Origin of the sequence: Plantactinospora sp. CA-290183 (assembly GCF_050936375.1) — a bacterium.
GTDB lineage: Bacteria > Actinomycetota > Actinomycetes > Mycobacteriales > Micromonosporaceae > Plantactinospora.
In genome coordinates this window covers 81,883-97,636 of the sequence record NZ_JBNJMX010000013.1, presented here as the reverse complement: position 1 = coordinate 97,636, position 15,754 = coordinate 81,883, and the positions used below count along the sequence as shown (strand labels likewise).

Below are 15,754 nucleotides of genomic sequence, written 5' to 3'. Positions count from 1 at the left end.
GCTGTACGCGCGCTCCGCGACGAACAACGGCACCAGCGCGGCCACCGAACCTTGGTAGACGTCGACGCACGCGTGGCTGAGGGCCAGCAGCAAGATTGCGGAACGCTTGGACACCCCCCGATGGTGCTGTGCGAGGTCGTGGCGAACTTCCAATAAGATGCCATTTCATGTCGGAAAATCGCCACGTGCCCGAGGCCCCCACCCGGGCGCGGTGGCTGGCGCCCGGCGAACAGATCACCGCCCACCATCACGACGACCACCAGATCATCTACGCAGGCTCCGGCGTCCTGGCCGTCACCACGGACGCGGGAACGTGGGTCGCACCGGGCACGCGGGCGATCTGGATACCGGCCGGCTGCGTACACGCCCATCGCGCCCACGGCGCGCTGGAACTCCATCTGCTCGGCCTGCCCACCTCCGCCAATCCCCTCGGCTTCGATGCCCCCACGGTGCTAGGCGTCAGCCCGCTGCTGCGGGAGCTGATCCTCGCCTGTACCCGCGACCCGGGCGGCGGCAGTCCCGAACACCGCCGGCTACGCGCAGTCCTGCTCGACCAGCTACGCGCCTCCCCGCAACAACCCATCCAGCTTCCCACACCCACCGATCCCCGGGTACGGGCCGTGTGCGATCTCCTGCTCAACGATCCCGCCGACGGTCGGACCCTCGCCGAGCTCGGCCGCCAGGTCGGCGCGGGACACCGTACCCTGAGCCGCCGATTCCGTACCGACCTCGGCATGACCTTTCCCCAATGGCGCACCCAACTGCGCCTCTACCACGCCCTGCACCTGCTCGCCGACGACGAACCGGTCACCACGGTCGCGCACCGCTGTGGCTGGTCCTCGACCAGCGCCTTCATCGACGCCTACCGTCGCGCCTTCGGCGAGACACCCGGCGTCCATCGCCGCCGTTGAGCCTGCTTGATCAGATGTCCGCTTCTCGGCATGTGCGGGCGCCGGTCAGACCGCCGCCACGTGACCCCGCGTTACGCACGGTTGGCGGCAGATGAGTGCATTCGATCATGCGTGTGGGAGCTGGACATCAGGGCGCGACGTTTGCCCGAAGCGTAACCTAGTGGTTACGCTTACGGTGTGGACGAGGTAGCGCAGGCGATCGCCGATCCAGTACGGCGAGAAATCCTGCTGATGCTGCGCGACGAACCACTCTCGGCCGGACAGATCGCCGACCGGTTCGCGATCAGCCGGCCGGCCGTCAGCCGTCACCTGCGCGTGTTGCGTGAGGCCGGCCTCGTTCGCGACGCGGCCGTCGGACGACGACGTGTCTACACACTGGTCACCGCGCCGCTCGACGAACTGACCGGGTGGTTGGCACGGCTAATGCGGCCGTCTGGTTGGCAGCACCGCCTCGATGCGCTGGAGACCGAGGTCTACCGCACCCGCCGCGAGCGGCACACCGCCGCGCGGCACCCACCCCAGAAGGAGACCGCATGAGCCCCACACCCACCGGCCGGCTGTTCGGCGACGACCTCGTGCTGACCCGCACGTTCCGCGCCCCCATCGCTGACGTCTGGGCGAGCCTGACCGATTCGGCGCGCACGGCACGCTGGTTCGGCCCCTGGCAGGGCGATGCGGCGCCGGGGCGCACGATCAAGGTCCAATTGGTGCACGAGGAGGGCAAGCCCTGGTCGGACGTGACCATCGACGCGTGCGAGCCGCCGCGTCGGCTAGCGGTTTCCGCAGTGGACGAGCACGGCGCTTGGCACTTGGACATGGTGCTGGTTGAGAGCGCGGGCGTGACCGAGCTGCGGTTCACACAGCACCTGACCAGCAGGGAGAGCGTTGGCGAGGTCGCACCGGGCTGGGAGTACTATCTGGACTCGCTGGTAGCCTCGCGCGACGGCCAGCCGGCGCCGAACTTCGACGACTACTACCCGGCCATGAAAGCGCATTTCGAGGCGCAGCGGTAGACGCACGTCGAGTGGCCCTCGCTAGTGACGCCGATCCAGTTCCAGAAACTCCTCCGGCTTCAGGAGGCGAGGGCCCGGCTGCTCGCCGCGCCCGGCGACGTGGCCGCCGTTACTTGGGGAGCGCGTTCGCAGTTCAGCCGGGAATACCGGCGGTTGTTCGGCCTGCCGCCGGGCCAAGACGCGGCCCGCCTCTTCCTGGTCGAACTTCGACGTCTCCTCGGTACTCAGTGGCCTTTCCCGACCTTCACAACCTGCTCAGCTGCCAGCCGCCGATCCACGCCGTTACCGGCAACCCCGCTAGAGGGGCGCAGCTCCTTGATCGTTGTGGCACCTGCTGAACCAGCCCTGGCGGATCGGCCTGGCCTGCGGCGCCCGTGCCGCCACCAGCGGCCACCTACGGTCGGCGCGCACCGCCGGCGACCTGACCTCGGTCCTCGCCCAGCTATGCGCCGAGGTGTGGGCCAGCCGCCGATCAATCCTGAGGTAGGTTCTCATCGGTTCTGACGGCGGCAATGCCTGCTGACCTGGCCCTTGTCGGTGCTCCTCAGCGGTGTAACGGCCCGGTTTCTCACCCAACATGGCGGATTCCTCGATGGAGATCGGTGCGGGCTCGTCGTCGAGAGCGGGGCCCGTGGCCGCTGATCCAGCGGGTCGCCCCCCGGGCTCGCGAATAGGTCGTCCTCATGGCTGGCCGGCGTCGAGAGGCTCCGCTCAGCCGATACGGCCGACGCCACCGAACAGGTAGACCTCCGGTTCGTCGGATCCCGGGTCGGGGCGCCAGCGCGAACACGTAACAACGCCGGGCTCCAGCAGATCCAACCCGTCGAAGAAGCGCTCGAGCTCCACCTTCGTCCTAGCGCGGATTGGCGTGCCGCCGCGCTCGGTGGTCTCCCGCATCACGCGCAGCATCGGCTCGCCGTGGATCTCCGCGGTGGAGTGGGTGAGCACCAGGTAGCTGCCGGTGGGCATCGCCTGCACCAGCTGCACGACGGAGCCGTACGCCACGTCGTCATCCATGAGGTGGTTGACGACGCCGAGGAGCATGAGCCCGATCGGCTGCGAGAAGTCGAGCATCTGCCGCGCCGACGCGAGTATCGTCTTCGGCTCCCGCAGGTCGGCTTCGACGTAGCCGCAGCTACCTTCCGGCGTGCTGGCCAGGAGCGCACGCGCGTGCACCATGACGAGCGGGTCGTTGTCGATGTAGACCACCCGGCAGCGTGGGTCGAGGGACTGTGCGACCTCGTGGGTGTTGTCCGCTGAGGGGAGCCCGGTGCCGACGTCGAGGAACTGACGGATGCCGACATCCTCGACGAGGAACCTGACCACGCGCTTGAGGAACGCGCGCTCGGACTTGGCCCCGATGGGGATGTCCGGGATGTGTGCGATCACCTCGTCGCCGGCGGCCCGGTCGACCGCGAAGTTGTCCTTGCCGCCGAGCCAGTAGTTCCAGATCCTCGCGGAGTGCGGAACGGTGGTGTCCATTTTGGAGCCCGTGGCGAGCCCTCGGTCCTTGGTCATGAGGGCATTCTTCCGCGCCGAAGGGGCGGTGACTTGCCCGAGTCGGTCCGGGCACCGTTCGCGGCGGCCGTCGACGAGGTCGACCGACGGTTCGAGACCCTCACCCGCGACGACGGGGCGGCGCACTTGCGGCGGAGCTGGGCGAGGGGTACGTCGTGACGACCGGACCGGACCGGTGGTGGTGGCGGCGGATTCCACACCCGCTGCCGTGGCAGCGACAGCCCGGCGGTGACCGGCGCCGCGCCTGACCGCCGTCACCCGGGTCCGTCCCCGCCGGGCAGACCCGCCCCGGCACCGGGGCGAGCACCACGAGAGGCGGTCAGTCGGTCCGCGGCTCCTTGGCGCGGAGCGCCTGCTTGACGGCCGCCTCCACCCGGGCGTTCTCCCGATGCGCCCGGCGTACGCGGTTGCGACGCTTGAGCACGAACGCCCCGACGATGACCACGACCAGTACGACGACCAGCAGCACCAACATCCAGGAAACGGCCCAGCCGTGCGTGGTGGACCGGACCACCGGAAGCGGGGTGATCGACCCCGACGCGTCGGTGAGCAGGGGCGTGAGGATCGCGGTCGCGGCCAACCTGACCCCGGGAGCCACGCCGTGCACGGGCACCGTCACCGCCCAGCTCTCACCCGGCAGCAGATCGGGCGACGCGGGAACCTCCCCAGCGCGGGTCCGCAGCCAGCCGAACGGGCCGGAGACCGAGACCGCCTGCTTGCTCGACAGGGTGGTGTTGCCGGTGTTGTGGATCGTGTACGTGACGGTGGCGTCGCCCTCGCCGAACGGGTTGGCGGTGCCGGCGTACGCCACGTGCAGATTCTCGACGGACAGGCGCGGGGCCAGTTCGCCGCCGACCCGTAGCTTGATCCGGATGCCGAGGCGCCGGTCCACGTTGATGCCCTGGGCCTGGTCGGGCTGGGTCAGCGAGGTGAGGATGCCGCCGACGTGGTCGCCGGGCGTGGCGTTGTCCGGGACGCTGATCCGGAAGGGGACCTCGGCGGTCTTCCCGGGTTGGATCGTGACGCTGCCCTGGTCGGCCCGGACCCACGCCCCGATCGCGACGGACTTCTGGTCCTTCGTGAACAGGTCGAGCTGACCGGCGTCGGTGGTGAAGCCGTCGGCGGCGTACACGGAGAGGTTCAGCGGCACCGGGCCACGGTTAGCGACGACCATCGCGTCGTCGACGGTGCCGCCCGGGTTGACGGAGTAGCTGTAGCTGGACCGGGACGCGCCGTAGCTGTTGGAGGCCGTACGGACCGTCCAGGCGACGTCGCCGTCCGCCGCGTGGGCGGGGCCGGTCCCCACGCTGACGGCCGCCGCGGCGGCGAGCAGGGACAGGGCGGTGGTACGGAGGATCGTGGTGATCCGGGTCTTCCAGCGCGTTGTGGGCGCGTGCATCTCGGTTCCTTGCTTGATCTTGGGGAGGGTCGGAGCAGGTGGTGGGGCAGGCGCCCGAAGGCGCCTGGCCCACCGGGTGGAACAGGTCCGCGTCAGCTGCTCAGCGCGGTGATCGTCAGGGTGGCCCGGTAGCTACCCTTCTCGACCTCGGTCGGGAACTTCAGGTCCAGGTCGGCACCGAGCTTGGCGCCACCCCGGGGGTGACCCTGCGCGGCCGCGGCGAGACCGCTGGCGACCGAGAGGCCCTTGCCCTGGTCGTCGTAGGCCGACAGGACCGGAGCACCGGCCTCGGCGCCGGCACCGGCGTCGAGCAGGTACGGCGTCCAACCGAGGTAGGTGCTGGACAGGGTCCGGTCGCCGTCGGCGAAGTCACCGACGCTGGCCGAGATCGACCACGGGGCGAGCGAACGACGGCTGTCCGACACGAGGATTGGGTTGATTTTGCCGGCCGCCTCGAAGAACTCGCCGTTGTGCTCGCTCGCGGTGCCGAGGTCGACCAGGCCGTTGTAGCCGTCGATCGTCCAGCCGAACTCACCCGGGGCCGCGCTCGGCACGTTGACCTGGATGTCCTGGCCATTGCCGTGGTACGGGTGCACCGTCACCTTGTCGACGATCGAGCCGACCGGCTGACCCTCCGGGGTGTTGACGCAGGAGAGGCCCTTCTCGACGGCCGCGTTCGGCGCCGCGCAGGTGCCGCTGCGCAGGTTCTCCAGAACCAGCTTGTCGGCCTTCACCTGCACCTTGACGTAGCTCCGGACGTGCTCCTGGTTCTCCACCGAGTTGTACCAGTACTTGTCCGGGTCCAGCGGGTCAGGACCGTTGCCGTGTGGCTTGCCCGCCTCCTCCGGCTTCGGCTTGCTGATGTCGTAGTACTTCGAGCCGGAGGCCGAGTTCGCCGTCACGTAGATGACACCGCCCGGGCCGGGGAACACCTCGGCCGCGCCGGGCTGCTCCGCCGGGTTCTCCTTCTCGCCGTTCTTGATCGAGTAGCTGCGGGAGTAGCTGTGGTCGTGTCCCTGCAGCACCAGGTCGACACCGAGGTCGGAGAAGGTGGTGGTGAAGTCCTTCCGCCGCTGCACGTTGTCCCCGTCGTCGGCGTGGCTGGCCGGCGAGTAGATGGAGTGGTGGTAGACCAGCACCTTCCACTTCGCCTCGGCGCCGTGCTTGTTGATCACGTCGGTGACGTACGCGACGTGCGCCGCGTCGCCGCCGAGCGAGCCGTTGGTGGGGTTGGCGTAGCTGTTGCTGTTCAGGTCGATGAACAGCACGTCCTTGTAGACGAACCAGTAGTCACCACCGGACCGGGTCGCCGGATCCCCGTTGTAGTACTGGGTCGACCGGTCGGTGTTCGGGGTGAAGTGGTGCTGCTCGTAGGACTTGCCGCCGACGTCGTGGTTGCCGATGGTGGCGACCAGGGGGTACTGGCGGAGCTGGTCGGGCGCCATGAAGGAGGTCCACTGGCCCTCGTCGTTCGCGCTCTCGACGTGGTCACCGCCCGACACCAGCAGCTCGGCGTCCGGGTTGGCCCCGGTGGCGACCTTCAGGGTCTCCTCCCAGCCGGCCTGGTCCTTCAGCCGGTCACCGGAGGAGCCGATCTGCGGGTCGCCGAAGAACAGGAAGTCGTAGTTGCCCTCGAAGTCCTGGGTCTTGAAGGCGTACGCCGGGGACCAGTTGCCCTCGCCGCCGACCCGGTAGGAGTACGCCGTGTTCTCCCGCAGGTTGGTGATGGTGGCGTGCCGGTTGAACCCGGTGGTGGAGGTGTTGGCCGCACCGACGGCGTCGAGGGTGACGGCGTCGGGCGGGAACTCGCCGTTGGCGACCGAGGCGGTCGGGGCGAGCTGGATCTTCTGCGCGGTGTCGGCCGAGGAGTACCAGGTCACAATGCGCTGGGACTCGTCGGCGCCCACACCGAGGACGATGCCGCTGAACGTGGCGGGCTCGGCGGCGAAGGCGGTGGCCGACAGGCCACTACCGAGGGCCAGGGCCAGGCCCAGGAATCCCGCGCTGGCTCCGACGGCCATACGGCGCCGCCCGAGCCCGGGAGTCCGCATTGAGTTACTCAATGCCATCGACTTTGTTCCCTCTTCCGATAAAGAGATATGGAAAAGCTTTCCCATTCTGCGGAGAAGCGTTCTCAACCTTTCGCCGCCCGGTGAACCCGCCATGAACGCGATCTTGCGGATGGTTGCACTTCACGAAATTCCTACAGCGGTTTCAGAGCCCGGACAGGCGCTGCACGAACCAGACCAATCCCATAACGGACACGCCTGCGGAAACGACTCCGGTGGCCCAGGCGCCGAGTTTCGGCGAACGACGGCGCAACACGAACAACAACGGGAAGACAATCGCGATGATGGTCAACTGAACGGCCTCGATGCCGACGTTGAACACCAGCAGGGACCAGAGCAGAGTCCACGACCACGCCTCGTCGATGCCCAGCGCGCCCGCGAAGCCGAGCCCGTGCACGAGGCCGAAGCAGAACACCACCCCGAGCCGGATCCAGCCGGCCCGGTCCAGACTGAGGTGGCCATGCCCCGCCGGTTCGAGGTCGGTGGCGTGGTCGCCGCGCCGCCAGACCCGCCACAGGTGCCAGCCGGCGACCACGGCGATGGACAGCGCGATGATCGGCTCCACGACGCTCCCCGGCACGTCGACCAGGCCGAGAGCGGCGAGCATGAAGGTCACCGAGTGGGCGAGGGTGAAGCTCGTGGCCGCGAGCACGATCTCCCGGAGCCGCCGGGAGCCGGCGATCAGCGCCAGCAGGAAGAGAATGTGGTCGATCCCGGTCAGCAGGTGCTCGGCACCCAGCCGGAAGAACTCCCAGAACCGCTCGTACCACGCCTGGGCAGTGGAGAAGGACGGATGCGCGGCGTCGATGGCGGCGCTGCCCGAGTGGCCGTCGAGCGCGTAGGTGACGATGGTCTTGGTGCCCTTGACGTAACCCTCGGCGTCCGGGAACAGCCCGCTGCGCACCTCGTGCCGGTCGCCCCCACCAGGGCAGGCCCAGTCGAGCAGCAGGTCGGCGTAGGGCACACCCTCCTGCTGGCCGACGGTGAAGTCGCCGACCCGGGTCGGCGTACACCTCTGGCCGGCCGAGCTGACCGAGAAGCGCTCGGTGACGTACCGGACGGCCGTCTCGGCATGGGTGTTGAGTGCGGCGGCCTGTCCCTCGGCGTCACCGGCGTCGAACGCGGCGGTGCCGGCCCGGAACAGTGGATCGTCGTCCTCATAGTCGGCAGCGGACACGACAAAGAGGTCGTATTCGATTTCCAGCTTCGTACGAATGTGATCCTCGTCGCCCGCAACCACATCGACAGCGCGTCTGGTCGACGTGAAGCCGTGGGCGTGAGCCGGTGCGGCGGTCAGAAAAGCGATCACCGCAGCGGCGATCCCGACGATGGCGACCATAATGGCACGACGGACGCGCGGTAACATTTCGGCTCCTTCAGTTAGCCAGTGCACGTTGCACGCCACGGGTGAACAGCAGCCCGACCACTGACGAACCGCTGGAGAACAAACAGCCGGAACGGCACCCGGCGTATGGCATGCGACCCGACCTGGGATAGGAATACGGATAGCCACGCGCACTTTCGCCACCATCCGAGAGGACGATCACTTGCGCCCCCCGCTTCGGGCCGTCGCCATACTGGCGGCGGCTGCCGTGCTGGTCGCCGGCTGCGGCTCCAGCGACAACTGGTCCCGGCCGCACTCCAGGCCCAGCCCTGTCGGCACGCTCGGCCCGGGATTCGTCGACTCCTCCGCCAAGCCCACCCCGGAGGGGACGGTCACCCCCCGACCCGGCTCGTGGACCGGGGTCCACCCGTCGAAGGACTACCGGGTGGTGCTGCTGACCACGGGGGCCGACAATCCGACGAAGGCACTCGTGACAGCGGTCGAGGACTGGGCCGAGGACGAGGAGGTCGACCTCCGTACGGTGGCCGCCAAGGACGCCCAGGACCTGCTGCCCAGCATCGTCCGGGCCATCGAGATGGGCCCGGACCTCATCGTCAGCGCGGGCAACGACCTGGTCGACCCCCTCGCCCTGGTCACCGCGAGCCACCTGTCACAGCAGTTCCTCGTGGTGGGCGCGGAACTGGCCGAGCCCACCCACAACGTCACCGCGGTCGACTGGTCCGGCGCGTCGTTCCGGGGCGAAGGGCTCGGCGCATCCTCGACGTACGACGCCGGTTCGTTCACCGCCGAGCGCTGCGCGACCGCCATCAGGGCGGGTGTCGCGGCCGTGCTCAACGACCTGACCGGAATCGTGGTCTGGCTCGAGTGAGGAACTCCCAGCCCAGCCGCCACCCACGGCGACCGGCGCTCAGGGTAGTACTCCAGCCGTAGCTGGTTGATTCGGTGTCTTCGCTGGTAGTGGGCCTCTACCTCATCAGCTCTGGGGCATCCGAGTTCGCTTGCGGTGGGATTGAACGATGCCCCACCTCCCGACAAAAAGTGCACTCTCATGCCGCGATCCGCGCGCCACAGAGCGTGACCGTCGGCGTGTCGATAAGCGTCAGACATACCGAGATGCGTGGATTCGATCATGGAAACAACACTGCCCGTAGCCCTCGCAGCGCATGGCGGGTCATGACTGCGTGTCGCTTCGCCGGCCGAGTCGCCCTCTGCCCCGATCGCGGTACGCCCGACCGCCAGGCCGGACCGTGACCGTCCCCGCCGGGGTGCGGATCGCACCGATCGGCTGACGCGGCGTCACACCCCCCGCCGGCCGGCAGGGCCGGGGTGACCGAGACGATCTGAAGCTTACCTTCACCGTTATGGCGCCAGCCTGTAGACAATTTTCCATGTGGTGCATATCGTCAGTACAACCCAGAGCGATGTCCTTCGATTTGAAAGAGGTCGTCAATGGTGCACATCGGACGATGGGCCGGCATCGCCACAGCCCTGCTGGCGACGGAGCTCCTAGTCGCCGGCACGGCCGCCCACGCCGCGCCCGCGCCGCACCCGGTGAAGGTGAGCGTCGAGGACGCGGTGACGGCCAAGCTGCTCGGGCGGGTCAGCGCCACGGCGGCGGAGCACACCGGCGCTTCCGAGACCCGCGTCACCGTCACCCGGCGCACCGGCGAGTGGGCCTTCGGCACCGCCGTGGCCGTCACCTCCCACGAGAAGGACGTCCACCCGACCGGTGCGGTCTTCGTCGCCCGCGCCGAGGCCGGGACCTGGCGGGTGAACTTCGACGGTGAAACCGGGTTCAGCGAGCTGGCCGCCGAGTCGCCCGTGGTGAACAAGCAGGAGAAGAAGGTCTTCGCTAGCACCCCGAGCACCATGTATGCGGGTGGCGACTACCGGACCGGGATGGCCCTGCCGTTCGCGGTCGGCCAAACGTGGACGATGACCAGCGGCCCGCACGGCTGGGGCGGCTACGACGCGCCGTACAGCTCCATCGACCTCGCCGGCGGTGACCAGGTGGTCCGCGCGGCGCGGGCCGGCACGGCGTACACCATGTGCACGGGGTGGATCCGGGTGATCCACGACCGCGGTTACTCCACCGACTACTACCACCTGTGGAGCAGCATTTCGGTCAACGGCGCCGCCGTCGGCCAGGGCGCCTACCTCGGTTACACGGGCACCGACGTGACCTGCGGCGGGGCGGCGTCCGGCCGGCACGTCCACTTCGGGTTGCGGCAGAACAGCGCGTACGTGGGAATCGCCGGCCACGGCATCGGCAAGTGGGAGTTCGTCAACGGCGCCGCGGCGTACCAGGGTGGCGCGCGACACGGGTCGGCCTGGGCCGGCGTCGGGGGCGGCCTCTACAACCACGGCGCGCTGGGCTTCAATCAGGCGGTGGTCGACGCCAATGGTGCGGGCACGCTGACCAAGCGATCCGGGCCCGGCGCCGGCCACTCCGTGCTGGGATCGGTGGGGGACGGCGCCACGGTCACCGTCTCGTGCTCTGCCAACGGCACCTCTCACACCGGGCGGTACGGCACTACCTCGCTCTGGAACCAACTCAGCGACGGTGCCTGGGTGTCCGACGCCTACCTGTGGACCGGGGTGAACGGTCCGATCAACGGCTGGTGCTGAGCTGCACCCACCGAGCGACCACCCGCCGCCGAAGACCCCGAAAAAGGCTCCAACCCAGCATAGAATGCCAGGTCAAAGCCTTGATCGTTGGTGCGCCGCCAGGGACTCGAACCCCGAACCCGCGGGTTAAGAGTCCAGGGGCGCGCACGCACTCTTCCACGTTCGGCTCTTTCCAAGTGCCGTCCGGTCGCAACCACTTGAGTGCGACCGGGTCCCGCCGCGTCCGCGCAGGTCCACGGCCTGCGAGCCACGGGATCCAGGACGACCGATAGCCCAGGTACCTCGTAGGAGACCAGGAATCCGGCTGCATCCCGGTGCATCCGCGTCAGTTCCTCGACATCCGAGCACCCACGGAGCACCCGCGAACGCACAACGCCCCCCCCTGCACACGGCCGATCGCATCGCTGACGTCGCGAAGAGGGAGCGGTGCCCGCCACCTGCACGGCATGCGTGACGGCCCTGCCGGCTGGTGCGTGTGGCGGCACGGTGGGCAGGTGACGTTGGCGCGCTTGAGTACCGCGGCCAGATGGGTGCGGTAGTCGCGCGCCGCCCAGTCCCGCGCGGCCGGGGCGGTCCGCGGGTCGCCGTCGCCGTCAGCGGTGTCGAGCCAAAGCGAGGTAGGTGCGGCCCTTGGAGGTGTAGGTGCGGCGGGTCCCGGCCGACAGCGCTGCGCGGACCAACTCCGCCTGTGTAGGCGGCGTGCGCGGGCCGTCAACCCGGCCGGCAGGGGTGCGGGCGCGCGGCCCGCGACGCGGTGCCCCGGCGGTAGGCTACGTGTTCCCGGAAGCTGTTCCGGCCGGCTGCCGACGCCGTTTCGTCGCGTTCTCGGAAGTCACGCCCGGAGTCTACTTTCGAGAAGCAGTCTTCTTCGAAGCGCGCTCCGATCGCATCGCCCATACGAGAACGACTCTCTCATCACTGCCGCTGATGATCAGGGTGCGGCCGTCCGGACGAGGCAACGCCGCGCGCGATGTGCCCGATAAAGTGGATCTGGTGCTCGCCCACGGCCACGTCAGTAGCCGTCGGGCCGGAAGTGGACGCCTCCCGCCATTCGAGTCAGAGGCGGGTCCAAGGGCGCGTCGCTTTCCATCGGTGTCCGCGCCAACGTGCACGTCGCGGATGGAGGCTGGCGTCGGCTCGCGCGATCCTGCCCCCTGAACCGGCACTGGCCGGGTCAGTTGAGGGTGGCCGCAAGGCCCTCGACGGCGACGTTGATCGCGCGGTGTAGTGCGGCCGGCAGGTCCGGCTCGTGGGCGGCGAGACCGCTCATGGTGGTGCTGATCACGGCGCCGAGGAGCGCACCCACTGCGGCTGAGGCGGTTACTCGGTCAATCCGATCGGGGTAGGCGTCCTGCAGCGCGTCAGCGAGTAGCTGCTGCGCGTCGGCGAGTCGGTGTAGGGCGCGGGCACGCAGCGCGGGCACCGAGTTGAGCAGTCGTAGCCGTAGCGGTCCGTAGTCGGTGGCCTGGGCCAGCGCGGCGGAGTGGGCCACGGACATTCGCTCGACGGCTTGGACGAGCACGTCGAGCGGCTCCCCGTCGCCTGCACGAGCGGCCACCACTACCAGGGCCGCTTCGATGCCCTCGTCGCTGGAGGCGAAGAAGACGTCGTCCTTGCTCGGGAAGTGCGTGAAGAAGGTCCGGGTCGACACGTCGGCGGCGGCCGCGATCTCGGCAACCGACGTTTTGTCGTAACCCTGCTGGTCGAACAGCCGCATCGCGGCGTCGACCAGTGCTTGACGGGTGCGTTGCTTCTTGCGCTCGCGCAGACCGGGTGCAGTCATGTGGACAGCCTAGCTCACCTCATGCATACTTGCACTGAATGCAAGATCTCACTGAATGTATTGAGGAGGACGGGCATGGAGAAGCTCGATGGCTCGACGGTGTTCATCACGGGCGGGGCACAGGGCATCGGGCATCCCCAGCGGGCGGCGATGGCCTGGATGGAGTGGCTGTTCATGGCGGGGTCGGTGAGGTCGCGTCGGCAGCGGTCGAGTCGGCGGTGGCGGATCCAGTCGGCGACGGTGGTGTTGTGTGCCTGGAAGAGCCGGTGCAGGGTGCGTAGGGAGATGTGGTGGGCCGCGGCGATTGTTGATGGGGTCAGTGCCGGGTCTGCCAGGTGTCGGTCGATGAAGTTCAGGATGCAGGTGTGGGTTGCTTGTTGCCGGGTCTCGGGCGGGAGCGCCGCTTCGGTGTCGAGGTGGTGGGCGAGGGTGGCGGCGATGAGGTCGAGGGTGATTGTGCCGAGGCGTGTTGCGTCGGTGGGTCGGAACTGGTCGGTGTGGTGGACGAGTTGACGTAGGTGTTGTGACAGCACAGCCACGATTCCCGTTTGGCCGGGGAACGGGGGTGATGCGAAGAGCCGCTTCACCTTTTGAATGGGAATCGGTAGCAGGGCTCGGGGAATCTGAACGCTGATAGCCGCATTCTCGTCGCGGTCGCCGGGCTCTCCTGCGTAGCTGATTTGGTGGGGGCTTGAGAGGTTGTAGAAGCTGAGGTCGCCTGGTCGGATCATGCAGGTGCGGCGATCTTGGTGGAGGGCGCCGTGTCCATGGAGAACCAGGTTGAGTTTGTAGATGTCGGGGTCGGACTGTCTGATCATGCGCGCGGTGCGAAACACCCCAAGTGACGGGAACTGGTAGATCGACAACTGGAGGGCGCCGAGATCAACTGCCCGCATCGTGGCGGTGAAGTCGGTCGAGCGTTCGGCCTGGATGTCCATCGGCGCGAGCGAGGTCGATATCACCTCGCGGAAGAAATCGAGTCGATCGTTGGCCGGGTACTCCAGCGTGTTTACCGTCGTCTGAGCGTGCTGCATCGTCATCCCCGTGGTGCGTCGACGTAATGACCTTGAAAACCCTAGTCTCGATCTATCCAAATAATGTTGGCCAATGTTGCCTCATTGTCTCATCGTGCAGCAGAACCACGCCCGTCCGTGGGCGCAGAGTGGTCACCGATTGGTAAAGCATGATTGGCGTGCGCCTGCCAGCACCCCTGGTTTGGCATGATCGGGAGTCCATGGTGGAGTTCCGGGTGTTGGGTCCGGTCGAGGTGCTCTGCGTCGAGCGGCTGTTGGAGGTGGTGGCGCCGCAGCGTCGGCACGTGCTAGCGGGGCTCGCGGTCGAGGTTGGCCGCGGCCGGGCCCTGCCGCTCCTGAGATGATCAGACCGCGCTCGTCGCGTTAGAACTGCTGACGCGCGGTATCCCTGCCCGCCGGTCCACCCTCGGCACCTGGCCGGCGAAGACCGCAGCGCCCGTGCTGGTGCTCCCGGACGTCTGTCGCAGTCAGTTGACGCTGAACGCCTCCCCAGGTCCCGGCTCCGACCGCCGCTGACAGGCATCGTGCCAGTTCTGGAACCGCCCCCGGCGTCGTTGGTGGCCCCCGGCTCCGGCGCTACGCAACCCCGCGCGATCCGGCGCGCGACAACCGAAGCTCGAAGCCCATCGCCGCGCGACGCTACTGCGACAGCCCGACTCCAAACCCGGTTGGCCAACCGGTCGACCCCAGCACGGCTGACTGGAGGTGCCGGTTAAACAGCTTGGCACGCACAGTCAACAGGTTGGCACTCACGCACAACCACCGCGAGAGTTGTTCACGGCATGCTTTCGTCAGTTATCCGCAAAAGGCCTCTCAACGAAGGGCCTAGAAGGGATCGACATGCGAATTGCGGATCGGCAGTTCTCCCTGAGGAGGGTTAACGTGGCAAGGTTCTCGTCGGGCAAAAAGCCCCTGACAGCCGTTGCGGCAGCCTTTATTGCAGCTTCTATCGTTGGGGTTCCTGCCCCTGCGCAGGCCGGCACATGTTCCACGCCCGGCTGCGGTGGAGAGGCCACCAACGGAAGCACCCGCGGTATCATGATTACCAACAATTGGTGCGCCGCCGCAGGCACCATCACATACACCGGCGAGTTCTTGCCGACGAGCTGTGTTCCGGTGGCGAACCGACAGAACGGATACACCTTCCCTGCTTCCTTCACTCTCCAGCCAGGGCGCAACTCAAACGAATACCCCCGGTATTACGACACTGACGGAATTCGCCTCCCTGCTAACTGCATCACCGATGTAGCCATCGATGGTAACGGTGTTCGCTACGACAGGCGAGGGATATCTACTCACCAATGGCGAAAGTTCAGCAATAGCCAGGCGTGGGTTGTCACCGGGATTTACTGTTAGATCGAATGTGACCCCGCTAGCTCGTTGATAGGAAAGAGTCCTTGAGTCCGAACTATTGGGATCAACTCCAAGCCCATGCTTTCAGACTCAAGGGCATTTCCACTTACTTTGCCAAGTCTCCGGTTTGATGGAGAGTTGGTTAGCTGGTTTCAGGGGTGCGGTGACCGATATCGATCGTGTCAAGTATCTCCCGTGACGGGACAAGTTTTAGGCGGTTAACCGTGTGAGAACTTTCTGTACGGGATCAAGGCGACCCGCTTGGCAGGCCGCACGCGCCGCCGACCAGGGGCCGGTCATCAGGCCCGCCGCCGACGCCTTGCCGCTTCGCTCCCGGCGTCGGCGGTAGTACTTCAGCAGGAGATCCGTTCTGACCTGCTGTGGCGGCGTGGTTTCGTCCGTGGTCATGGAGCAGCCACCGCTGAGTCTCGTGGTTGTGTGGACCCAAGATGCGGCGGTGGCTGCCGCCTACAGAGTAGACGCCGAGCGATGGTCTGGCTGTTCGACGAGCTGATGGACGTGGTCGGGTCGCGCTTAGGCCTGATCCAGCCGACCGTGCGGTCGGAGCCGGGCCGGTGGCGGCGAACGATCGGTCAGGCACGCGGTGACGATCACACCACGACCGCGAGTTCGACGTCGCTGACGACCCGGACGCGGAGCCCGTTCTCAACGAAATGTCCCATGGGACAAACCGTGGTCAT

13 protein-coding genes are annotated in these 15,754 nt (G+C 67.6%); 7 read left to right on the top strand and 6 right to left on the bottom strand.

All coding sequences use genetic code 11. The features are described 5' to 3' along the window. Nucleotides 1-167: 167 nt before the first annotated feature. The 3 genes from ACQEUR_RS18935 (at nt 168) to ACQEUR_RS18925 (ending at nt 1,924) form a co-directional block, all read left to right on the top strand. A complete protein-coding gene (locus ACQEUR_RS18935) occupies nt 168-911 on the top strand; it encodes an AraC family transcriptional regulator (RefSeq protein ID WP_433032740.1) in 744 nt (247 codons plus the stop codon). A gap of 177 nt (nt 912-1,088) precedes the next feature. Next, entirely contained in the window at nt 1,089-1,448 is a 360-nt protein-coding gene (locus tag ACQEUR_RS18930) for a metalloregulator ArsR/SmtB family transcription factor (RefSeq protein WP_433032737.1), read from the top strand. Continuing rightward, the gene (locus tag ACQEUR_RS18925) at nt 1,445-1,924 is read left to right on the top strand and encodes an SRPBCC family protein (RefSeq protein WP_433032734.1); all 480 of its coding nucleotides are present in this window, start codon (nt 1,445-1,447) and stop codon (nt 1,922-1,924) included. Before ACQEUR_RS18930 ends, ACQEUR_RS18925 begins: the two co-directional genes overlap by 4 nt. A 711-nt stretch (nt 1,925-2,635) precedes the next feature. On the opposite strand, the gene ACQEUR_RS18920 is transcribed toward ACQEUR_RS18925, so the two are convergent. Then, complete coding sequence (locus ACQEUR_RS18920; RefSeq protein WP_433032731.1) at nt 2,636-3,442, bottom strand: SAM-dependent methyltransferase; 807 nt, start codon at nt 3,440-3,442, stop codon at nt 2,636-2,638. Nucleotides 3,443-3,475: 33 nt separating this feature from the next. Between ACQEUR_RS18920 and ACQEUR_RS18915 the strand changes: the two genes are divergently transcribed. After that, nucleotides 3,476-3,601 (top strand): hypothetical protein, encoded by a 126-nt coding sequence (locus ACQEUR_RS18915; RefSeq protein ID WP_433032728.1) that lies wholly within the window; start codon nt 3,476-3,478, stop codon nt 3,599-3,601. Between the two features lie 160 nt (nt 3,602-3,761). On the opposite strand, the gene ACQEUR_RS18910 is transcribed toward ACQEUR_RS18915, so the two are convergent. From ACQEUR_RS18910 to ACQEUR_RS18900, 3 genes are all read right to left on the bottom strand, one after another. Beyond that, nucleotides 3,762-4,841, bottom strand: a complete 1,080-nt coding sequence (locus ACQEUR_RS18910) for a COG1470 family protein (protein ID WP_433032726.1) — start codon at nt 4,839-4,841, stop codon at nt 3,762-3,764. A 92-nt stretch (nt 4,842-4,933) separates the two neighbouring features. Beyond that, nucleotides 4,934-6,862, bottom strand: a complete 1,929-nt coding sequence (locus ACQEUR_RS18905; protein ID WP_433032724.1) for a fibronectin type III domain-containing protein — start codon at nt 6,860-6,862, stop codon at nt 4,934-4,936. 193 nt (nt 6,863-7,055) lie between these two features. Then, complete coding sequence (locus ACQEUR_RS18900) at nt 7,056-8,441, bottom strand: HupE/UreJ family protein (protein WP_433032722.1); 1,386 nt, start codon at nt 8,439-8,441, stop codon at nt 7,056-7,058. Between the two features lie 16 nt (nt 8,442-8,457). Here ACQEUR_RS18900 and ACQEUR_RS18895 point away from each other — a divergent pair, with 16 nt between their 5' ends. Both ACQEUR_RS18895 and ACQEUR_RS18890 read left to right on the top strand, forming a co-directional pair. Then, nucleotides 8,458-9,123: a hypothetical protein gene (locus ACQEUR_RS18895; protein WP_433032720.1), complete on the top strand. Its 666-nt coding sequence runs from the start codon at nt 8,458-8,460 to the stop codon at nt 9,121-9,123. A gap of 581 nt (nt 9,124-9,704) precedes the next feature. Beyond that, a complete protein-coding gene (locus ACQEUR_RS18890; RefSeq protein WP_433032717.1) occupies nt 9,705-10,883 on the top strand; it encodes a peptidoglycan DD-metalloendopeptidase family protein in 1,179 nt (392 codons plus the stop codon). A 1,174-nt stretch (nt 10,884-12,057) separates the two neighbouring features. Here the strand turns inward: ACQEUR_RS18890 and ACQEUR_RS18885 are convergent. Both ACQEUR_RS18885 and ACQEUR_RS18880 read right to left on the bottom strand, forming a co-directional pair. Then, nucleotides 12,058-12,666: a TetR/AcrR family transcriptional regulator gene (locus tag ACQEUR_RS18885; protein ID WP_433032714.1), complete on the bottom strand. Its 609-nt coding sequence runs from the start codon at nt 12,664-12,666 to the stop codon at nt 12,058-12,060. 14 nt (nt 12,667-12,680) lie between these two features. Then, nucleotides 12,681-13,706, bottom strand: a complete 1,026-nt coding sequence (locus ACQEUR_RS18880) for a helix-turn-helix domain-containing protein (RefSeq protein ID WP_433032711.1) — start codon at nt 13,704-13,706, stop codon at nt 12,681-12,683. A gap of 194 nt (nt 13,707-13,900) precedes the next feature. Between ACQEUR_RS18880 and ACQEUR_RS18875 the strand changes: the two genes are divergently transcribed. Further along, nucleotides 13,901-14,044, top strand: a complete 144-nt coding sequence (locus tag ACQEUR_RS18875; RefSeq protein ID WP_433032708.1) for a hypothetical protein — start codon at nt 13,901-13,903, stop codon at nt 14,042-14,044. Nucleotides 14,045-15,754: the final 1,710 nt, after the last annotated feature.